17 protein-coding genes and 1 tRNA gene are annotated in these 17,742 nt (G+C 40.2%); 14 read left to right on the plus strand and 4 right to left on the minus strand.

Annotated features, from left to right (window positions below; translation table 11 throughout):
* Positions 1 to 75 precede the first annotated feature (75 nt).
* The 4 genes from G3O08_RS02555 to G3O08_RS02570 all read left to right on the plus strand — a co-directional run bounded on the left by G3O08_RS02555 (position 76) and on the right by G3O08_RS02570 (position 4,063).
* Complete coding sequence (locus G3O08_RS02555; protein WP_163283084.1) at positions 76 to 1,005, plus strand: mechanosensitive ion channel family protein; 930 nt, start codon at positions 76 to 78, stop codon at positions 1,003 to 1,005.
* Between the two features lie 12 nt (positions 1,006 to 1,017).
* Positions 1,018 to 2,541 carry a GH3 family domain-containing protein gene (locus G3O08_RS21630; RefSeq protein WP_163283085.1) on the plus strand — a complete coding sequence of 508 codons (1,524 nt, stop codon included), beginning with the start codon at positions 1,018 to 1,020 and terminating at the stop codon, positions 2,539 to 2,541.
* 78 nt (positions 2,542 to 2,619) lie between these two features.
* Complete coding sequence (locus G3O08_RS02565; RefSeq protein ID WP_163283086.1) at positions 2,620 to 3,096, plus strand: DUF4293 domain-containing protein; 477 nt, start codon at positions 2,620 to 2,622, stop codon at positions 3,094 to 3,096.
* 175 nt (positions 3,097 to 3,271) lie between these two features.
* Positions 3,272 to 4,063, plus strand: a complete 792-nt coding sequence (locus G3O08_RS02570) for a universal stress protein (protein ID WP_163283087.1) — start codon at positions 3,272 to 3,274, stop codon at positions 4,061 to 4,063.
* 164 nt (positions 4,064 to 4,227) lie between these two features.
* Here G3O08_RS02570 and G3O08_RS02575 read toward each other — a convergent pair whose 3' ends face one another.
* A complete protein-coding gene (locus G3O08_RS02575; RefSeq protein WP_163283088.1) occupies positions 4,228 to 4,722 on the minus strand; it encodes a metallophosphoesterase family protein in 495 nt (164 codons plus the stop codon).
* A gap of 61 nt (positions 4,723 to 4,783) precedes the next feature.
* Between G3O08_RS02575 and truA the strand changes: the two genes are divergently transcribed.
* Positions 4,784 to 5,536, plus strand: coding sequence for a tRNA pseudouridine(38-40) synthase TruA (gene truA, locus G3O08_RS02580; protein WP_204336753.1), 753 nt, complete (start codon positions 4,784 to 4,786; stop codon positions 5,534 to 5,536).
* Entirely contained in the window at positions 5,517 to 7,268 is a 1,752-nt protein-coding gene (locus tag G3O08_RS02585) for an ABC transporter ATP-binding protein (protein WP_163283089.1), read from the plus strand. Before truA ends, G3O08_RS02585 begins: the two co-directional genes overlap by 20 nt.
* Before the next feature lie 218 nt (positions 7,269 to 7,486).
* On the opposite strand, the gene G3O08_RS02590 is transcribed toward G3O08_RS02585, so the two are convergent.
* Positions 7,487 to 7,960 (minus strand): hypothetical protein, encoded by a 474-nt coding sequence (locus G3O08_RS02590; protein WP_204336754.1) that lies wholly within the window; start codon positions 7,958 to 7,960, stop codon positions 7,487 to 7,489.
* 189 nt (positions 7,961 to 8,149) lie between these two features.
* Entirely contained in the window at positions 8,150 to 10,969 is a 2,820-nt protein-coding gene (uvrA, locus tag G3O08_RS02595) for an excinuclease ABC subunit UvrA (protein WP_163283091.1), read from the minus strand.
* Positions 10,970 to 11,163: 194 nt separating this feature from the next.
* Here uvrA and G3O08_RS02600 point away from each other — a divergent pair, with 194 nt between their 5' ends.
* The 3 genes from G3O08_RS02600 to G3O08_RS02610 all read left to right on the plus strand — a co-directional run bounded on the left by G3O08_RS02600 (position 11,164) and on the right by G3O08_RS02610 (position 12,557).
* On the plus strand, positions 11,164 to 11,748 hold the full coding sequence (locus G3O08_RS02600; protein WP_163283092.1) for an RNA polymerase sigma factor: 585 nt from the start codon (positions 11,164 to 11,166) through the stop codon (positions 11,746 to 11,748).
* 62 nt (positions 11,749 to 11,810) lie between these two features.
* On the plus strand, positions 11,811 to 12,008 hold the full coding sequence (locus G3O08_RS02605; RefSeq protein WP_163283093.1) for a hypothetical protein: 198 nt from the start codon (positions 11,811 to 11,813) through the stop codon (positions 12,006 to 12,008).
* Positions 12,009 to 12,206: 198 nt separating this feature from the next.
* Positions 12,207 to 12,557, plus strand: a complete 351-nt coding sequence (locus G3O08_RS02610) for a phage holin family protein (RefSeq protein ID WP_163283094.1) — start codon at positions 12,207 to 12,209, stop codon at positions 12,555 to 12,557.
* A 106-nt stretch (positions 12,558 to 12,663) separates the two neighbouring features.
* Here the strand turns inward: G3O08_RS02610 and G3O08_RS02615 are convergent, their stop codons facing one another.
* Entirely contained in the window at positions 12,664 to 13,122 is a 459-nt protein-coding gene (locus tag G3O08_RS02615) for a ribonuclease H-like YkuK family protein (RefSeq protein WP_163283095.1), read from the minus strand.
* 109 nt (positions 13,123 to 13,231) lie between these two features.
* On the opposite strand from G3O08_RS02615, the gene G3O08_RS02620 reads away from it, so the two are divergent.
* From G3O08_RS02620 to G3O08_RS02640, 5 genes are all read left to right on the plus strand, one after another.
* Positions 13,232 to 13,771 carry a glutathione peroxidase gene (locus tag G3O08_RS02620; protein WP_204336755.1) on the plus strand — a complete coding sequence of 180 codons (540 nt, stop codon included), beginning with the start codon at positions 13,232 to 13,234 and terminating at the stop codon, positions 13,769 to 13,771.
* Between the two features lie 67 nt (positions 13,772 to 13,838).
* The gene (locus G3O08_RS21635) at positions 13,839 to 15,953 is read left to right on the plus strand and encodes an endonuclease MutS2 (protein WP_163283096.1); all 2,115 of its coding nucleotides are present in this window, start codon (positions 13,839 to 13,841) and stop codon (positions 15,951 to 15,953) included.
* Between the two features lie 144 nt (positions 15,954 to 16,097).
* On the plus strand, positions 16,098 to 16,493 hold the full coding sequence (locus tag G3O08_RS02630; RefSeq protein ID WP_163283097.1) for a hypothetical protein: 396 nt from the start codon (positions 16,098 to 16,100) through the stop codon (positions 16,491 to 16,493).
* Entirely contained in the window at positions 16,493 to 17,287 is a 795-nt protein-coding gene (locus tag G3O08_RS02635; protein WP_163283098.1) for a DUF6503 family protein, read from the plus strand. Before G3O08_RS02630 ends, G3O08_RS02635 begins: the two co-directional genes overlap by 1 nt.
* Before the next feature lie 112 nt (positions 17,288 to 17,399).
* A tRNA-Arg gene (locus G3O08_RS02640) sits at positions 17,400 to 17,473 on the plus strand.
* The last annotated feature ends 269 nt before the right edge of the window (positions 17,474 to 17,742 follow it).

A 17,742-nucleotide genomic window follows, 5' to 3' on the forward strand; every position in this document is an offset into this window, starting at 1 on the left:
CTTAATCGGACGGCTTTTTTATTTTAAACACTTTTCTCAATAAGGTGTTAGTTTCAAGTATCACTTCAATCATTTATGAACGACGACTATAATGCTATTCAAGAGCAAACGATCAGCCTAACCGAGTCTCTAAAGAACTTTGCCAATGAATTTATAGAAATGCTACCCGGTATCGGTCTTGGCATTTTAATAATCATTATCGGACTTCTGCTGGGTACTTGGGTAGGCAATATATTCAGACGCAGAATAGAAAAGAAGGCTGCAGACCCTCTTATGAGCCGATTTTTGGCAAAGGCAATCAAGATCGTGTTTGTTACAATCGCAATTATGCTCGCCTTAAGGGCGGCTGGTCTTGGCGGTATTGCGACTGGTGTTCTTACGGCGGCAGGCGCATCTGCCGTGGTTCTCGGGTTTGCATTTAAAGACATTGGCGAAAATTTCATCGCCGGAGTTATTCTTTCGTTTAATCGGCCTTTCGATGTAGATGATACAGTGATGATTGGCGATAATTTTGGAAAGATCAAAACACTCACGTTTCGTTATACCAAAATAAAGACTTTCGATGGACGTGATGTGTATATTCCTAATAGTGATGTGCTTACAACTCCCGTCACGAATTATACCGAAGATGGATTCTTTCGATGGGATTTTATAATAGGGATAGCATACGAAGACAATATTGAGGGGGCAAAGGAAACGGTTCTCAAAGCTTTGAGTATGGAGCCCCTTGTTGTGGAAGACGAGGAGCACGAAAATTTTGTAATCGAGGACGAATTGGCTACCAGCACTGTAAATCTCAAAGTTTATTTTTGGGTTGACACCAAAGATTTTAGACGACAGGCATTGGTAACCAAAGGCAATGTGGTGCGAAATGTGAAGGAAGCTCTTGAAGATGCAGGTTATTACATGCCTGCTGATATTCAGGAGATTAAGTTATACGGAGGAGAAAAAGAATTTCCAATACGAATTGCGAAAGATCTTTTAGAAGATAAAAACGAAAAATAGAAAAATACTGTAGTGGCTATAATTGGAAAACTTATAAAAGCAGGAATTGGAATTAATCAAAAACTAAATTTTGATTTTACCAATGATGATAATCCGCAATTAAATCAACTCAAAAATCTGCTTTCCAAAGCAAAAGATACCGCTTTTGGAAAATATTATGGCTTTGCAAAAATCTTGGATTCCGATGATATAATTATGGCCTTTAAAGGCGAAGTACCCATTCACGGTTATGAAGCTATGCACGATCAATGGTGGTGTAAGCAGCAGATTCATCCTGATATTACCTGGCCGGGAATTCCAGAGTTTTTTGCCTTGAGCAGCGGAACTACCGGCAAGAGCAGTAAGCGAATCCCGATTACGGATGACTTTCTGCAAAGTATGCGCGATGTGGGCAGATCTTTGATAAAGGAATTGCCAAATTTTGACTTCCCGGAAGAGGTATTTGAAAGTGAAATTCTCATGCTTAGCAGTAGCGCCAATTTAAAAGAGAATACCGAGGGATACCTCGAAGGAGAAATAAGTGGAATAAACGTGAGTAATTTTCCGGGATATTACGATTTGTTCTACCGCCCGGGAAAAGAAATTGCTGCTATAAAAGATTGGGACGAGCGCGTGGCGGCAATTGTAAAGGAAGCGCCCAACTGGAATATTGGTGCCATAGCAGGTATCCCTTCATGGGTTTTACTCCTTTTGCAGGAAATAGTGAAGCGGCACAAGCTCAAATCTATACACGACATTTGGCCAAACTTTGCTGTATTTGCCAGTGGGGGAGTGGCCTACGAAACATACCGCACCGATTTTGATGCCCTCTGCGCAAAACCCATAGCAATTATTGATACTTATCTCGCGTCTGAAGGGTTTTTTGCCTACTCGAGCCGCCCGGATTCCATGGCTATGAATCTGGCCGTAAATCACGGATACTTCTATGAGTTCATTCCATTCGATTCGCGTGGTGTAGATGAAACCGGCGCAATTCTCGAAAATCCGGTTACGCTCACCATTGACGAAGTGGAAGAGAATCAAGACTATGTATTGATTGTGAGCTCTTGCGCAGGTGCCTGGCGATACAGCATTGGCGACACCATAAAATTTGTCAATTTGAAAACCAATGAGATAATGATAACCGGAAGAACAAAATTCTTTTTGAATGTTGTCGGTTCTCAATTATCGGAAGAAAAAATGGATGCGGCCATTATCGAAGCTTCTCAAAAAATGGATGTTAGCGTCAACGAGTTTTCGGTAGCTGCTGTAAAAAATGAAAATGGCGAATATTTTCACCAGTGGATTGTTGTAACTGATGATGAATTTGATTGCACTAAATTCAAAGACTTGCTAGATAAATCTTTGACGGAGGCCAATAAGAACTACAAAGTTGCGCGAAGCAAAGCATTAAAAGGAGTAAAGGTAGAGTCCATTTCTAAAGAAACATATCACGGCTTCTTGGCAAAGAGTAAGAAAAAAGGTGGTCAGGTTAAAACACCAAAAGTTATGACTACTGAAAAAATGAATGAATTTCTGGAATTTATAAAGAAGTAAGTGGCTTAATATCAGTCTTGATTTTCACCTTTTATGTTGATGCTAAAATTCTATATTTGCTCCTCAAAATTCTGACCCATGATACAGAGAGTACAATCAATCTACCTTGTGTTGGCTACCCTTGCTGGTGCTATGACTTTTTTTCTTCCCTACGCGCATTTTTATGCAAATGAAACCGAAGTGGCAGAGTTTGCTATGTTTGGAGTCTTTAATGTGCAAAGCCAAGTGGTGGAAATGATGAGCCCTTTTGGATTTCCGGCGTGGATATTTGGGGCATTCGCCGTTTTGATTCCGCTTATCAGCATTTTTCTCTATAAAAAGAGACCTGTTCAGATGCGTATTGTCCGACTTGCCTATCTGATAAATCTCGGTTATATCGTTTATCTTTTTTTTGCCATCGATGCCATTAACGACCAGGTATTTGATGGAGCGCTTGATATACTCCACCATACAGGTTTTTACATGCCCGTAATTGCCATCGTATTTTGCTTCCTGGCCGTGCGGGGAATAAAAGCAGATGAGGCACTTGTAAAGTCTTTAGATAGAATAAGATAAGCGAAATTCCGGCCCCCATCTCGACTCCCATCTCGACTCCGTTCGATGACCAGATGCGTAATTAATCATTCGCAATTCGTAATTACTTGTTCGTAATTTGTCCTTTTGGAGAATGAACAAGGTTGTGAATTAATTGTCTTAAATTTAGCGTGGCGTAATTTTAAATGCAATAAGAATGAAAACGATATCTGTTTTAATCGATTTTAGGACAACTTCCGAAATGGCAACACAATACGCCTGCTGGCTTTCTCACGAAACCGGAGCCAGCGTAAATCTGCTTCATATTACCGACGAGCATAATCCGGATATCGAAGAAATCAAAAAGAAGCTGATAGCATTTACGAATATTGAAACGCATGGAGTAAAATACTCGGTTTCAGTTGGAAAAGGCGAGTACCTTCAAGAAATACCGAAACTATTGCTGCTCGTTGATGCCGATTTTGTTGTAATCGGAACCCATGGTGTGGAAGGGGTGTACCAGGCTCTTTTTGGGGCCAACGTTATAAAGCTTATCCAAAGTATATCCATTTCGTCATTAATTGTGCAAGGCAATACCGTCAAACCCGGCGATAATATTTCTCAGATTCTTCTCCCAATTGGGATTCACGAAAATTTTGACGCCATGATTGCGAAAACGGCCGAGTGGGCATTGGACTTAGATAGCGATGTGGATATTTTTAGCGTTTTAAAAGGCGATGGAACTGATAATGAATTTCTGAAAAATCTGGACAAAACCAAAAAATACTTTGATGAACACAAAGTGCGTTACAAAACGGTAACTAGGGAGGCGACCATTTATTCCGTTGGCTATGCCCGCGAAATATTGGCTCATGCCAAAGAAAGCAATGCCGGATTGATTACTATGCTTTCGCAGATGTCTGAAGAGAACCGCTATTTTGGAAATATGGATAAAACCAACTTGGTACTAAACCCGCAGGGAATCCCTGTATTGTGTATCGCTGGGTAGAATTTTATTGTGACGATTACTATGGCGAGTGGATCTACCCACTCAAAACGGGATTTAAAACCGGCGGTCTAAATATTTAAGTATATCAATTGAAACATGTATTTCCGCGGGGTGAATACCGCCGCGGAGCGATAAGTGGATAAGATCAGCCAATAAGATTAACTCTAACGTTTCCCCAATTCCACAACTTCCAGATTTGATATTTTTCCTTTGTCCAATTCCATTCGCAGAAGCGTACGCACTTTGTGAAATCCCTGCACACCTGCCGCACCGGGGTTGATATGAAGCAATGAAAATGCCGGATTCTGCTTTACCATGCAAATATGTGAATGTCCGCAAACGAAAATTTGCGGTTGGAACTTTCTGATTTCAGCACTCACGCGAGCAGGATAGCTTCCGGGCTTTCCGGCAATATGAGTCATAAAAACCTTTACACCTTCCACTTCAAAAAATTGATTTAGAGGAAATACAGTTCTCAACACCCCGCCGTCAATATTGCCGTAAACCCCACGCACCGGGGCAATTTTGTTTAAAGCGTCTGTTACAGAAATATCACCAATATCGCCGGCATGCCATATCTCATCGCAGTTTTTGAGGTGATGCGCAATGCGCTCATCTATATGGCTGTGTGTGTCTGATATGATCCCAATTTTTCTCACTCTTATCTTTTTATCGCGGGTTCAATGAAAGGTTCTTACTTTTGCGCAAAATTAAATCAAATTGCAACGCTACTTTTTGCATCTGGCTTACGATGGTACAAATTACAGCGGCTGGCAGGTTCAGCCCAAAGTTAACACGGTACAGGAAACTATCGAGAAAGCGCTGAGAATATTTGTGCCGGATGTAAAGTGCATAATTGGCTGTGGCCGCACTGATACGGGTGTTCACGCAAAAGATTACTATGCCCATTTTGACACCAATGTAGAAATTCATCCCGAAATCGTCTATAAACTCAATGCAGTTTTACCCATTGATATTTCCATAAAGGATTGCTTTACAGCCAAAGAGCACGTTCATGCACGTTTTAGCGCCACTGATAGATCATATGAGTACTTTGTGCATTTTGCCAAAGATCCTTTTAAGAATCAATATTCGGTTTACCATTCCAAAGTCATAAATATAGATTTGATGAATGTGGCTTGCGCGTACCTTCTTGGTGAGCAAGATTTTTCAGCATTTAGCAAGAGCAGAACCCAGACCTTTACCAATATGTGTAATGTTAAATTTGCACATTGGGAAACTATTGACGACGGTATGGTGTTTAAAATAACTGCCAATCGATTTTTGAGAAATATGGTGCGCGCCATTGTGGGTACCATGTTTAAAATTGGCGAAGGAGCAATACCGCCCGAAGAATTAAAAACCATTATAGCAGGAAAGGAGAGAAGCGCTGCCGGAAAATCAGTACACCCGCAAGGTCTCTTTCTAAGCAAAATTATTTATCCGCAATTTCATGGCCCAGATAACAGGTAAGGCATTCGATCTCAAACTTTTTACCCGCGTATTTCGATATGTGGCGCCTTATAAACGCGTATTTTACTTCGCGTTATTTCTTACAATTTTTCTCGCCGCTCTTGGTGTAATACGGCCGGTTCTTATCGGGAAAGCGATAGATGTATATGTAATAAACAATGACCCAACAGGTTTGCTTTACCTAATGCTCATTGTGGTGGGAATTTTATTTGTGGAAGCGGGAGCACAGTTTTATCAAACTTATTATAGCAACTGGTTGGGTCAGTCGGTTACAATAGACCTTCGCTCCATTCTCTTTAATCACATTACATCTTTTAAGCTTAAATATTTCGATAAAACTGCTATTGGTACATTGGTTACCAGATGTATTAGCGATATAGAAACCATTTCGCAAATATTCTCGCAGGGGCTATTAAGCATAATGGGCGATTTGCTTAAACTGATTGTCGTTATCGGGGTTATGTTTGCAATTAATTGGCAACTAACACTTTATAGCCTCGTGCCGATTCCTATCCTCATTTTTGCAATGATTATTTTTAAGAATGCCATTAAGCGTTCTTTTCAGCAGGTGCGTACGCAGGTATCGCGCCTTAATGCCTTTGCGCAGGAGCATATTGTGGGCATGTCAATCGTTCAGGTATTTAACCGCGAATCAAAAGAAAAAGAGAAATTTGTAAATATTAACCGCAGCCATAGAAAAGCGCACATAAAATCTATTTGGGCTTATTCTATTTTCTTCCCGGTAGTTGAGATTCTATCGGCAGTTTCACTTTCATTGCTCATTTGGTGGGGCGTAGGAGGTGTGATCGAAGGTGAAGTCACAATGGGAGATCTGGTTATGTTTATTCTTTTTATTCATATGCTATTCAGACCTATACGTCAACTTGCCGACCGATTTAATGTATTGCAAATGGGAATGGTGGGAAGTGAGCGTGTTTTTGCCGTTCTCGATACAGAAAGCCATATTCAGGATTCTGGCACACTTAATTCGGGAATACAGGGCAGCATAAAATTTAGAAACGTCTGGTTTGCCTATCAGGATGAAGATTGGGTATTGAAAGACTTGAGTTTTGAAGCGAAACCAGGAGAAACCATTGCTTTTGTGGGAGCTACGGGCGCCGGAAAATCGAGTATTGTAAACTTGATCAACCGTTTTTATGAATTCCAAAAAGGTGAAATTCTCATTGACGATACGCCAGTTCAGGATTACGATTTAGAATATTTGAGAAATGAAATTGCCGTTGTACTTCAGGATGTTTTTCTGTTTTCGGATACCGTTGCAAACAATATATCACTTCAAAATCCTGCCATTACCAGAGAAGAAATTGTAAAAGCCGCCGAAGCTGTGGGTGCATCTACCTTTATTGAAAAGCTGCCCGGCTCTTACGATTACGATGTAAAAGAACGCGGTGGAATGTTAAGTGTCGGCCAGCGCCAGCTCATCAGCTTTATCAGAGCTTATGTTTACAATCCCAAAATTCTAATTCTCGACGAGGCTACTTCATCTGTCGATACTGAATCGGAATTGATGATTCAAAACGCGATAGATCGCCTTACTGAAAACCGAACGAGCATAGTTATTGCCCACAGGTTGAGCACGATTCAAAAGGCTGACAGAATAATCGTTCTTGAAAAAGGAAGGATAATTGAGCAAGGAACTCATCAACAACTTCTTGCAAATGAAGGGCATTATAAGAAATTGATTGATATGCAGTTTCAGGAGAGAAGTTAGTCTCGAGTCGCTAGTCGCGAGTCGCGAGCTGGTGCGTCAAATTTATTCCTTTTGATTCACTTGGAGTCAATCCAAGTGCAGCGGGTCTTTAGGTTGTGAGTTAATCTTAAAATACGGAGCGAAGCAGATATTCATTTTTATAATGCTTCATTTTACTTAATATTTTCCATCAAAAAACTATTATTCAAATAATTTTCTTGATTTTTTTTTTAGATTCATCATTCAGGGATTATGAGACTATATGAAAAAACGAAATAGCATTCAATTGATTGATTTTCTGTTACACTAATAATTGCTGATAGTAAAGCATAACTGTGATTCTGAGTGACCAAAATATTTGATATTAACACATTGTAAATATTAGGCAATTGTAAAGAATCATTTTGGTTTTCTACCGCGTCGTAAGTTTTAATTAGGCTTTGTGTTTGAGTTTTTGACATTTTTAGACTATCTAAAATTTCCGTAAAAAGTCTATCGTCCATGACCTCAAACCCCCTATAATCATCATACTTAAAAAAGCTGAGATTTGGAGTTCTATCAGAATTTTCAAATTTAAATGATACGGTGTCAACATTCAAGTATTCAGAATTGAAAACTGTTTTCTCTAAGCAATCGGGATAAGCTTTGGGTTGCTTAATTTGATTAGAATTGCAACCTATTGCAAAGAACACCATAGAAAACAATAGCAACATTAATTTAACGTTCTCGAAAATCATATTTTTAAATTTGTTAATGAGATATCCCGATCCCTCCGCATTTGCTATTCAGCGCAGCGAAAATATCATAACCATAGACAATAATTAGCTCCCACCAACAGAGCTCAACTTTCCCAGCTTATTGCTAAGCTCGCGACTCGTGACTTGAGACTCGCGACCTTTTTTTTAACCAAACTTCGCCTTCAAATACCCACCAGTAACAGAATCAGGACATTCTATCAATCCCTCGGGCGTTCCGGCAAATACAAGATTACCTCCAGCTTCGCCACCTTCCGGCCCCAAATCTATTACCCAGTCAGCCGACTTAATAATATCGAGATTGTGCTCAATGACAATTACGCTGTGTCCGCGATTGAGCAATTCTCTAAAGCTTTCGAGGAGCTTGGCTACATCGTGAAAGTGCAAACCTGTAGTGGGCTCATCAAATATAAACAAGGTATGGGGCTCATTGTCACCCTTAGCCAAAAAAGCAGCCAGCTTAGTGCGCTGTGCCTCACCACCACTAAGTGTGCTTGATGATTGTCCGAGTTGAACATAGCCCAACCCAACTTTTTGAAGCGGCTCGAGTTTTGACACTATTTTCTGTGCTGATTTTAATTTGGTATCGCCTTTAAAAAAGTCGATCGACTCGTCAACAGTCATTTTTAGAATCTCCGAAATATTCTTTCCACGGTATTTTATCTCCAACGTTTCATCCTTGTATCTCTTCCCTTTACACGATTCGCAGGTAAGCTGAATATCTGCCATAAACTGCATTTCAATCCGCACCAGACCTTCACCTTCGCAGGTTTCGCATCGACCACCTTTTACGTTAAAGCTAAAATGCCCGGGTTTGTAATTGCGCATTTTCGAAAGCTTTTGGGATGCGTAGAGTGAACGTATTTCGTCAAAAGCTTTTACATAAGTTACCGGATTGCTTCGCGATGATTTTCCAATGGGATTTTGATCGACAAATTCAACAGCCCTTATAACGCGCAAGTCGCCTTCTAACTCATCAAACTCGCCCATTTTACTACCGTACTGACCCAGCTGCTTTTGTATAGCAGGATAGAAAATATCGGTAATCAATGTCGATTTTCCACTTCCACTCATTCCGGTAACGGCAACGAAACTTTCGAGCGGAATAGTAACATCAATATCTTTAAGGTTGTGCTCACGAGCTCCTTTTATGGTAATTGAATTTTTCCATTTCTTCCGCTTGGCGGGAATTGCAATCTCTATTTTCCCGGTAAGGTAATCTGCTGTAAGAGAATCTTTTGCATGAATCAACTCATCGTGATTTCCCTGAAAGACGACTTCGCCTCCCAGAGTTCCCGCGCCGGGGCCCATATCGATAATATCGTCGGCGGCTTTCATAATCTCTTCGTCGTGCTCTACCACAATTACGGTATTACCCAATTTTTGAAGTGAGCGCAAAACGCTGATCAACCGGGTTGTGTCGTGTGGATGAAGCCCAATACTCGGTTCGTCGAGAATGTACATGCTTCCCACCAAGCTGCTGCCAAGCGATGTAGCCAGTTTTATCCGCTGCGATTCACCACCCGAAAGGGTATTGCTCATCCGGTCGAGACTTAAATAACCAAGACCAACATCGTTTAAAAATTGCAGTCGATTATCGATTTCGATCAATAGCCTTTTGGCAATAGACCGGTCGTTTTCGTTTAAGTGCAGCGCGCGCATTGCCGGCAGGCTATTCTTAACCGGCATTTTTAGAAAGTCAACAATTGAATATCCATCAACTTTCACGTAAGTGGCATCTTTTCGCAGACGCGAGCCTTTGCAATCAGGACAAGTCGTTTTTCCGCGGTAGCGACTTAACATTACGCGGTACTGGATTTTGTACGACTTAGACTCTATATATTTAAAAAATGCGTTCAGTCCTTTAAAGTGCTTATTTCCGGTCCAGAGTAAATCTTTTTGCGCATCGGTAAGTTGATGGTATGGGCGATGGATCGGAAAATCGAACTTATCGGCACTGCGCACCAATTCATTTTTCCAGACTTCCATTTTCTCTCCCCGCCAAGCCATCACCGCGTCATCATAAATACTTAGCTTTTTGTTCGGAATCACCGAATCGGGATCAATTCCTATAACATTTCCAAACCCTTCGCAGGTTTTGCAGGCACCTACCGGATTGTTGAAACTAAAGAAGTATTCATTTGGAATTTCAAATTGCATGCCATCAAGCTCAAAGCGGTTTGAAAAGGGGTGAAGCCCTTCTTTTTTTCCATCTATCACTTGAATAATACAGTCGCCATTCCCCTCAAAAAACGCAGTTTCGATGGAATCGCCTATTCGGGAAATATTCTCTTCGTCATCTTTTTTATTGACAATACGATCAATAACGATGTGAATTTGATCTTTTTTCTTGGTCTTGTCTGCATCAATTTCATCCAGACGTTTCAATTCACCATTAATCGAAACGCGCGCGTAACCCTGCTTCATTAATATATCAACTTGTTGTGCCATGGTGCGATCGCCCTTTACATAAAGGGGAGCAAGAATTAAGCATTTTGCACCTTCTTCAAGGTTGCTAATAAAGTTTACCACATCCGTTGTGGTGTGCCTTTTTACTTCCTTTCCGGAAATGGGGCTGATGGTATGACCCGCTCTGGCAAAAAGCAACTTAAGATAATCGTATATTTCGGTAGAGGTGCCTACGGTAGATCGTGCATTACGGGTAGTAACTTTCTGCTCAATAGCAATGGCCGGCGAAATTCCCAAAATAGATTCCACCTCGGGTTTATCCATCTTATCGAGAAACTGGCGCGCATAAGAAGAGAGACTTTCTACATACCGTCTTTGACCTTCGGCATAGAGCGTATCAAAAGCCAGCGATGACTTACCACTACCCGAAAGTCCGGTAATAACAATGAATTTTCCGCGCCGAAGCGCTACCGTTACTCCTTTTAAATTGTGGGTATAGGCATTTTTTATGATTATATGAGTCTTCTGATTAACTGTGGGGGCAAGGGCTTGCGGCATAATTTTAAAAGCGAATTAACATTTTTTCCAAGGTGCAAATTAACCGAAAATTTGCATGGTAAGATTCAATAACATATCTTAGTGCTCAGATGTTCGTATATATGTGCGGACATTTTTGTTAAAACACCCAAACTTACAGCCTATAGCATACAGATCTACTCCTAAATTCTCAATCTAAATAAACAGGGAGAAGTATGCAATCAAAAATAGTATCCGACCAGGAATTGGTTTCGGCTTACCTTAAAGGGAACGAAACTGCCTTCGAAATATTACTCAAGCGTCATAAAGATCGTATTTTTACACAAATCGTGCTTATGGTGCGTGACAGAGAAGTGGCCGACGATATTTTTCAAGAAACCTTTATGAAAGCTATACGCACCTTAAAGCAAGGTAAGTATAACGAAGAAGGCAAGTTCCTTCCTTGGGTTTTGCGTATAGCACACAATCTTTCGATAGATCATTTCAGAAAAGCCAAAAAAATGCCTAAAGTGCGCAGTGATGAAAACTTCGATGTGTTTGCTGGAATCGCGAATGATGAAAAAAACGTGGAAGACGTTTGGATCGAAGACATTATTCATGGCGACATACGTCAGCTTATAGATGAGCTCCCCGAAGAGCAGAAGGAAGTGGTAATGATGAGGCATTATAACAATATGAGCTTCAAAGAAATTTCTGACCGTTGTAATGTGAGTATCAATACGTCACTGGGCCGAATGCGCTATGCGCTTATCAATATGCGTAAGCTTATTGAGAAAAATAATATTACACTTACCAAATAAAATATTAGGGTTTAGATAATAATCATTGTAGTGGTGCGTTTTAGGTAAAAACAAATAAGCCTATGGCCCATTCTACTCCAAATTATTTTTCTAAACATCACAATTTGCGTTCTGGTGATGCACACTCCTCTGAGCCCAATATGCTTGGTGGGATGTTCAGCCCGAACCGCAATACAGTAAAAAAAATTTTAGCTTACTCCAAAGCTTTAGAAGTAAAAAGTTCAGAATCCATTAAAAATGTGATGGTAATATTGAACTAACTTTTTGATTGTTATTGAAAAATGAAAGGTGTCCCCCAAGGGATGCCTTTTTTTATGGAATAATCAATCAATTTGAAAGTCAAAGATTTCTAATTTCTTCAGTTTAATTGGCTTAAGCGAATGACCTTTTTCTTATACACTTCGCCTTTGGAATGTCAGAATAATTAATACCTTCATATTTCACTTAATACCAAACCAATGAACTTAATCGTACGCCTTTTAATCAACGCTTTAATTATAATGGGACTCGCCTGGGCCTTGCCCGGAATAGGAGTTGAAAGCTATTGGACCGCTCTTGTTGTTGCAATTATACTTGGTTTGCTGAATATTTTCGTTAAGCCAATACTTATTATTTTAACCATTCCGGTTACAATCTTAACGCTGGGGCTTTTTCTTTTTGTAATCAACGCACTGATTATTATGCTCGCCGGGTATATGATTGATGGGTTTTCCGTAGACGGTTTCTGGTGGGCACTGCTGTTTAGCATTTTAATGACTGTGCTTAATTCGGTACTTGAAGGTTCGCGACGGGATAAGGATACGATTTAGACAGTTAGCATTCGGTTTTGTTTTAACCGCTCCATGCGGACTCCCTCCGGTCGAAAGTCGCAAAGGTGGGGCAAAGAGCGCAAAGTTATCAAAGAAACCGGGAAAATTAGTTCACCAACACATTAGCAGCCCATGTGGCTATAAGCAAATCTGGTTTGGTTCTGGCAACGTATCCCATACTTTGGGCATAACCAACCGCAGCCTGAAAAACACGATTCGATTTAAAATCTGGATCGCTATTTAAGTCGAGATCTATCTGTTCTATGGGCACATCACATTCAAATTTCAGATATCCCGCAACATCAATACTCCGTTGTAATTCGCCCCATAGACGCGTCCACATATCGGTAACCAACGGTGTAGCCTCTTTGTGAAATATAACGTGCGCGCCATTATTTTCAAACCGAAAAACAACCGTAGTGGCATAAAGGGTTTTGTTGGGATAGTTTTGGCTATCGCTGCCGACATATATTTTGATCCCCGGATTTTTTCGGAGCATTTCCTGGGTGTATGTACCTAATTGAACGGTGCTTAAATCGCCCATTTTTTTGAATATCCGATTCATTGTTTTTTGTTTCTCAATTTACGCCGATATTTCTTTTGATGAATAACTTTGCTAAACAATTATTCACAATTGAAGTTGTAGAATGAAAATCGCATAAACCACATAATAAATGAGCCTCTTAAATTTCTTTTTTATTGCCGCCCTGGCATTTAATTCAAATCCTAAATCAACAACCGAAATGTCTATTTACAACTTTAAAGTACCGGCTCTGGAATCGGGCCAGATTGATTTCAGTGAATACAAAGGCAAGAAAATTCTGATTGTAAACACAGCTTCTGAATGTGGATATACTTCACAGTATAAGCAACTCGAAGAATTGTATAAAGAATTTAAGGATGAGCTGGTTATCGTAGGCTTTCCAGCCAATAATTTTGGAGGTCAGGAGCCAGGCACCAATGATGAGATTGCTGCCTTTTGTGAAAAAAACTATGGAGTTAGTTTCCCAATGGCTCAAAAAGTTTCTGTAAAAGGCAGCGACCAGCACGAATTATTTAAATGGCTTACATCTGAAGAAAATCCAGATTTTACGGGAGACATAAAATGGAATTTCGAAAAATTTCTGATTGATGAAGAAGGTAAGCTAGTTCATCGCTACAGATCTGGAGCAGAACCTTTGGGCGAGGAGATTCTCAATGCCCTTGAGAAATAAACCGGGTGAATCTAAGTTTTTCGTTATACAGGTCTGATCTTACTCTTGCAATAGTTAAATTTGTTTCGTGAAACTCTATCCGGAAGATACTTTAAAACGTTTTGAATTTTCAGCAATCGTAGATCGTATTGTTGATTTGGCTCAAAGCCAGAAAGCCAAGGAATTTGCCGGAGAGCTAAAGCCGGTTGATGAAACAGGCCAAATTGAAGAATGGCTAAACCAGACTTTTGAGTCCAAAGCTATTGTCGAGAACGGAATTTTCTTTCCGGAGTATGCCTTTCCGAATATTAGCCGCGAGCTGGGAAAACTCGGCATTCAAAACGCGGTTTTGGAAGGCCAGGAAATCATAAAATTGCGTAAGGTTGCAGAAGTAGCTGCCTCGGTAATAAAGTTTCTTGCTGATAAGCGGGTTTTGTATCCAGCCCTTAAGGAAATTACTGCTGGACTGGAAGCTTCAAATGAGCTGATAAAAATCATTGATGCGATACTTGAGCCAAACGGATTTGTAAAGTCAAATGCGTCTAAAGAACTGGGCGCTGCCCGAAAAGCATTGAGTGAAGCGCGTCAAAAAGCCAATAAAGTTTTTGAAGCAGCAGTAAGAAAATACAAGAAGCTCGGCTGGCTGCGCGAATTTGACGAAAGTTATTACAACGAGCGACGCGTGCTTGCAGTTGTAGCAGAGCATAAACGCCAAATTGTTGGCACTCTTCACGGAACTTCAGAAACAGGGAGCACCGCATTTATTGAACCGGCTGCGATGGTTTCGCTCAACAATGATATTGCTGAAGCACGCCAAAGAGAGCAACGCGAAGAGTACCGTATTTTGCGCCAGCTCACTACAGAAATCAGAGCGTATCAAGGAATTTTAGAGTCGTACGAACGCGCCTTGGGATTTGTTGATTTCACATTCGCGAAAGCGCGCTACGCCTTGCAAATTGATGCCAATAAGCCCATTATATCACGCGAAAAAGACATCACCTTGCTCAATGCCTATCACCCGGTTTTGCTTTCGCAGAACAAGAGGGAAGGAAAACCCACTATGCCGCTGTCGCTCACTTTAGACCACAACAAGCGCATTTTAATAATCAGTGGGCCGAATGCCGGTGGGAAATCGATATCGCTTAAAACATTGGGCTTACTGCAAATAATGTTTCAAAGTGGATTACTTATTCCCGCATCTGACTTGAGTACAATGGGCATTTTCAAACAGATATTTGTTGATATCGGCGATGATCAATCCATTGCTTATGAGTTGAGTACCTATAGTTCGCGCTTACTCAAGATGAAGCACTTTTTATTTCATGCGCACAAAAACACCTTGTTTTTTATAGATGAGTTTGGAACCGGTTCAGACCCGGAGCTGGGTGGTGCCATTGCGGAAGTAATACTGGAAGAATTGGCGGAGACCAAAGCTTATGGAATCATTACCACCCATTATTCCAATATTAAAATCATGGCCGAAAGTAATCCGTACATGATGAATGGGAGCATGCTTTTTAACGAAAAAACCTTGCAGCCTAAGTATGAATTAAACATCGGTAACGCAGGAAGTTCTTATACATTTGAAGTAGCTCAAAAGATTGGCCTTGAGCAAAGTATAATAAACAGAGCTAAAGACAAACTCGACGAACGGAAAGTGAAATTTGACCAGTTGCTCATTACGCTTCAAACAAAAAAGAACCAGCTAAATAAAGAGACGAGCCTTTTGCAGCAAGAGAAATCGCTCATGCGAAAAGAGATTGATGCTAACAAGCGCGAAACAGAAATGTATCGCCAAAAGCAGGAAGATCTGAATTTTAGTGAAAACAAGCAGTTAATTGAAAAAGGCAAAAAGTACGATGCCTTGCTGGAATCATGGCAAGAGAAGGGAAAACGCAAAGATCTCGCTCACAGGCTTACACTTCAGGCCGAAAAAGACGCGGCAAAAAAGAAGGAAGCTGACATTGTTGGTAAAATGCGCGACAAACAAGATCGTATAAAACGGCAAAAGCAAAATAAAAAAGGAAAGGTAATTCTTGAGAAAAAGCTTTCTGAAAAACCGATTAAGATAGGCGATAACGTCAAGCTCAAGGCAAGCTCACAGCATGGAACTGTTGAGGAAATATCTAAAAACAAGGCAACTGTCTTTTTTGGAATGGTAAAAACCATTGTCCCGTTAGAACAATTGCAACACATTTCATAAGTATTCTAATTCTATTTGAAGATAGTTGGCCAACTTTAATAACTGATAGATAGTCGGGATACTGGTAGGAATTAACAAACCCACCCTTTAAAATACACCATTATCGGTGAGAATGATTAATTTTGAAGCGTAAAAATGAAATTTATGGAAGCAACACTTAGCAAAGATACAGTAGCACTTATAGATAAACTAAAATCTTTGGTAGAGAAAAAGGGGATTGTAAAAGATGATGTTGTAAAACTTCTCACCGAATTACGCCCACATTTTATAGAACAAAAAGAGCCGTTGATTACTCGTGTAACCCGATTAACTGCTGAGTACATTGATGATAAGGGAACATTTGATATCAATCTCCTCGCCGAAGAAGACGAAGAAGGAAACATAGATCAAGATATCGATATGAATTCTGAAGACAGCTTTAATGATGTGAAAGAGAACTTTTTGTATTTGCTTGATCTTTTCGCACATCCCGAAAATAGTGTAAACAAGGAAGAGCTTCAGCGCATAAAAGCTATCTATTTGGATAGAGATATGTTTTAATGAGGAAATTTTTAGTCATTCTATTTCCAATTTGCGTTTTGGCTTATTCCTGCGGGGAAAGCCGGGATGGCCAAAATGCCGAATCTGTTGATACTCGTTCAAAATCAGAGATGATTATAGATAGCGCTATCGCATTTCATGGCGGTGTGAAATACTATGATACTGATATATCTTTTGGATTTAGAGATAAAGATTATCATGTATTTCGTTCGGCCAATTCTTTTACATATTCTACCAGTTTTTCAGACTCATTGGGAGATAATATTTGGGAATTAACCAATGGCGGATTAATCGCTAAACGAAATGGCGTGCGCATTGCCTTATCGGCAAAAGACAGTATGGCTTATGCCGAATCGCTTAATTCGGTGGTTTATTTTGCTATGCTTCCGTCATTGCTAAGTGACAATGCAGTGCATTCAAAATTAGATGGTACGGAAAATATTAAAGGAAAAGATTATTATCGGATAGAGGTGACTTTTTCTGAAGAAGGTGGAGGAACTGATCACGATGACGTTTATTTGTATTGGTTAGATAAGGCCGATTATTCTTTAGATTATCTTGCCTATTCATTTCACGTAAATAAAGGTGGTTCCAGATTTCGGGCAGTCACCAACTCACGGAGAATTAATGGGATTATTTTTCAGGATTACGAGAATTATAAAGGTCCGGCGCCTGATTCGCTTCAATACATTTCAGAAATGTACAATGCTGATAAATTACCCTTACTCTCTACTATTGAATTAAATAAGATTTCGGTAATTGATCGTCCCACGGCGGTTTCGGAGATTAAATAAGTTTTGGTTTGTAGGTTAATACCTTTGCATTGAAAAATATAAAATTCCTTCATTTGGAAGTATGGTAAAGAAAAATAAAGTATTATATTTGCACCCGCAAAACAGATTGCACGGCTGCGTAGCTTAACTGGATAGAGCACCGCACTACGGATGCGGAGGTTCGGGGTTCGAATCCCTGCGCGGTCACAAGTAAAACCCCTAATGTCGGAGACATTAGGGGTTTTTTAATTCAAGACTCACCTCAAGCTCGCTTGAAAGGTGAGTCTTGAATTAAAAAACCGGCGAGCATTTTCGCTCGCCATAGGGTTTTGCTTGTGTGGTTCAATAAAGCGATAATGGGATCGCGAAGCAATCCCTGCTCTCATTGAGCTTTTCAGAATCAATTAACAATTGTGCAGCCATTTTAGTGGTGCGACCACTTACAGGGTCGGGTAATCTGGTTAACGATGCTTTCT

Source organism: Cryomorpha ignava (assembly GCF_010686655.1).
GTDB lineage: Bacteria > Bacteroidota > Bacteroidia > Flavobacteriales_D > Cryomorphaceae > Cryomorpha > Cryomorpha ignava.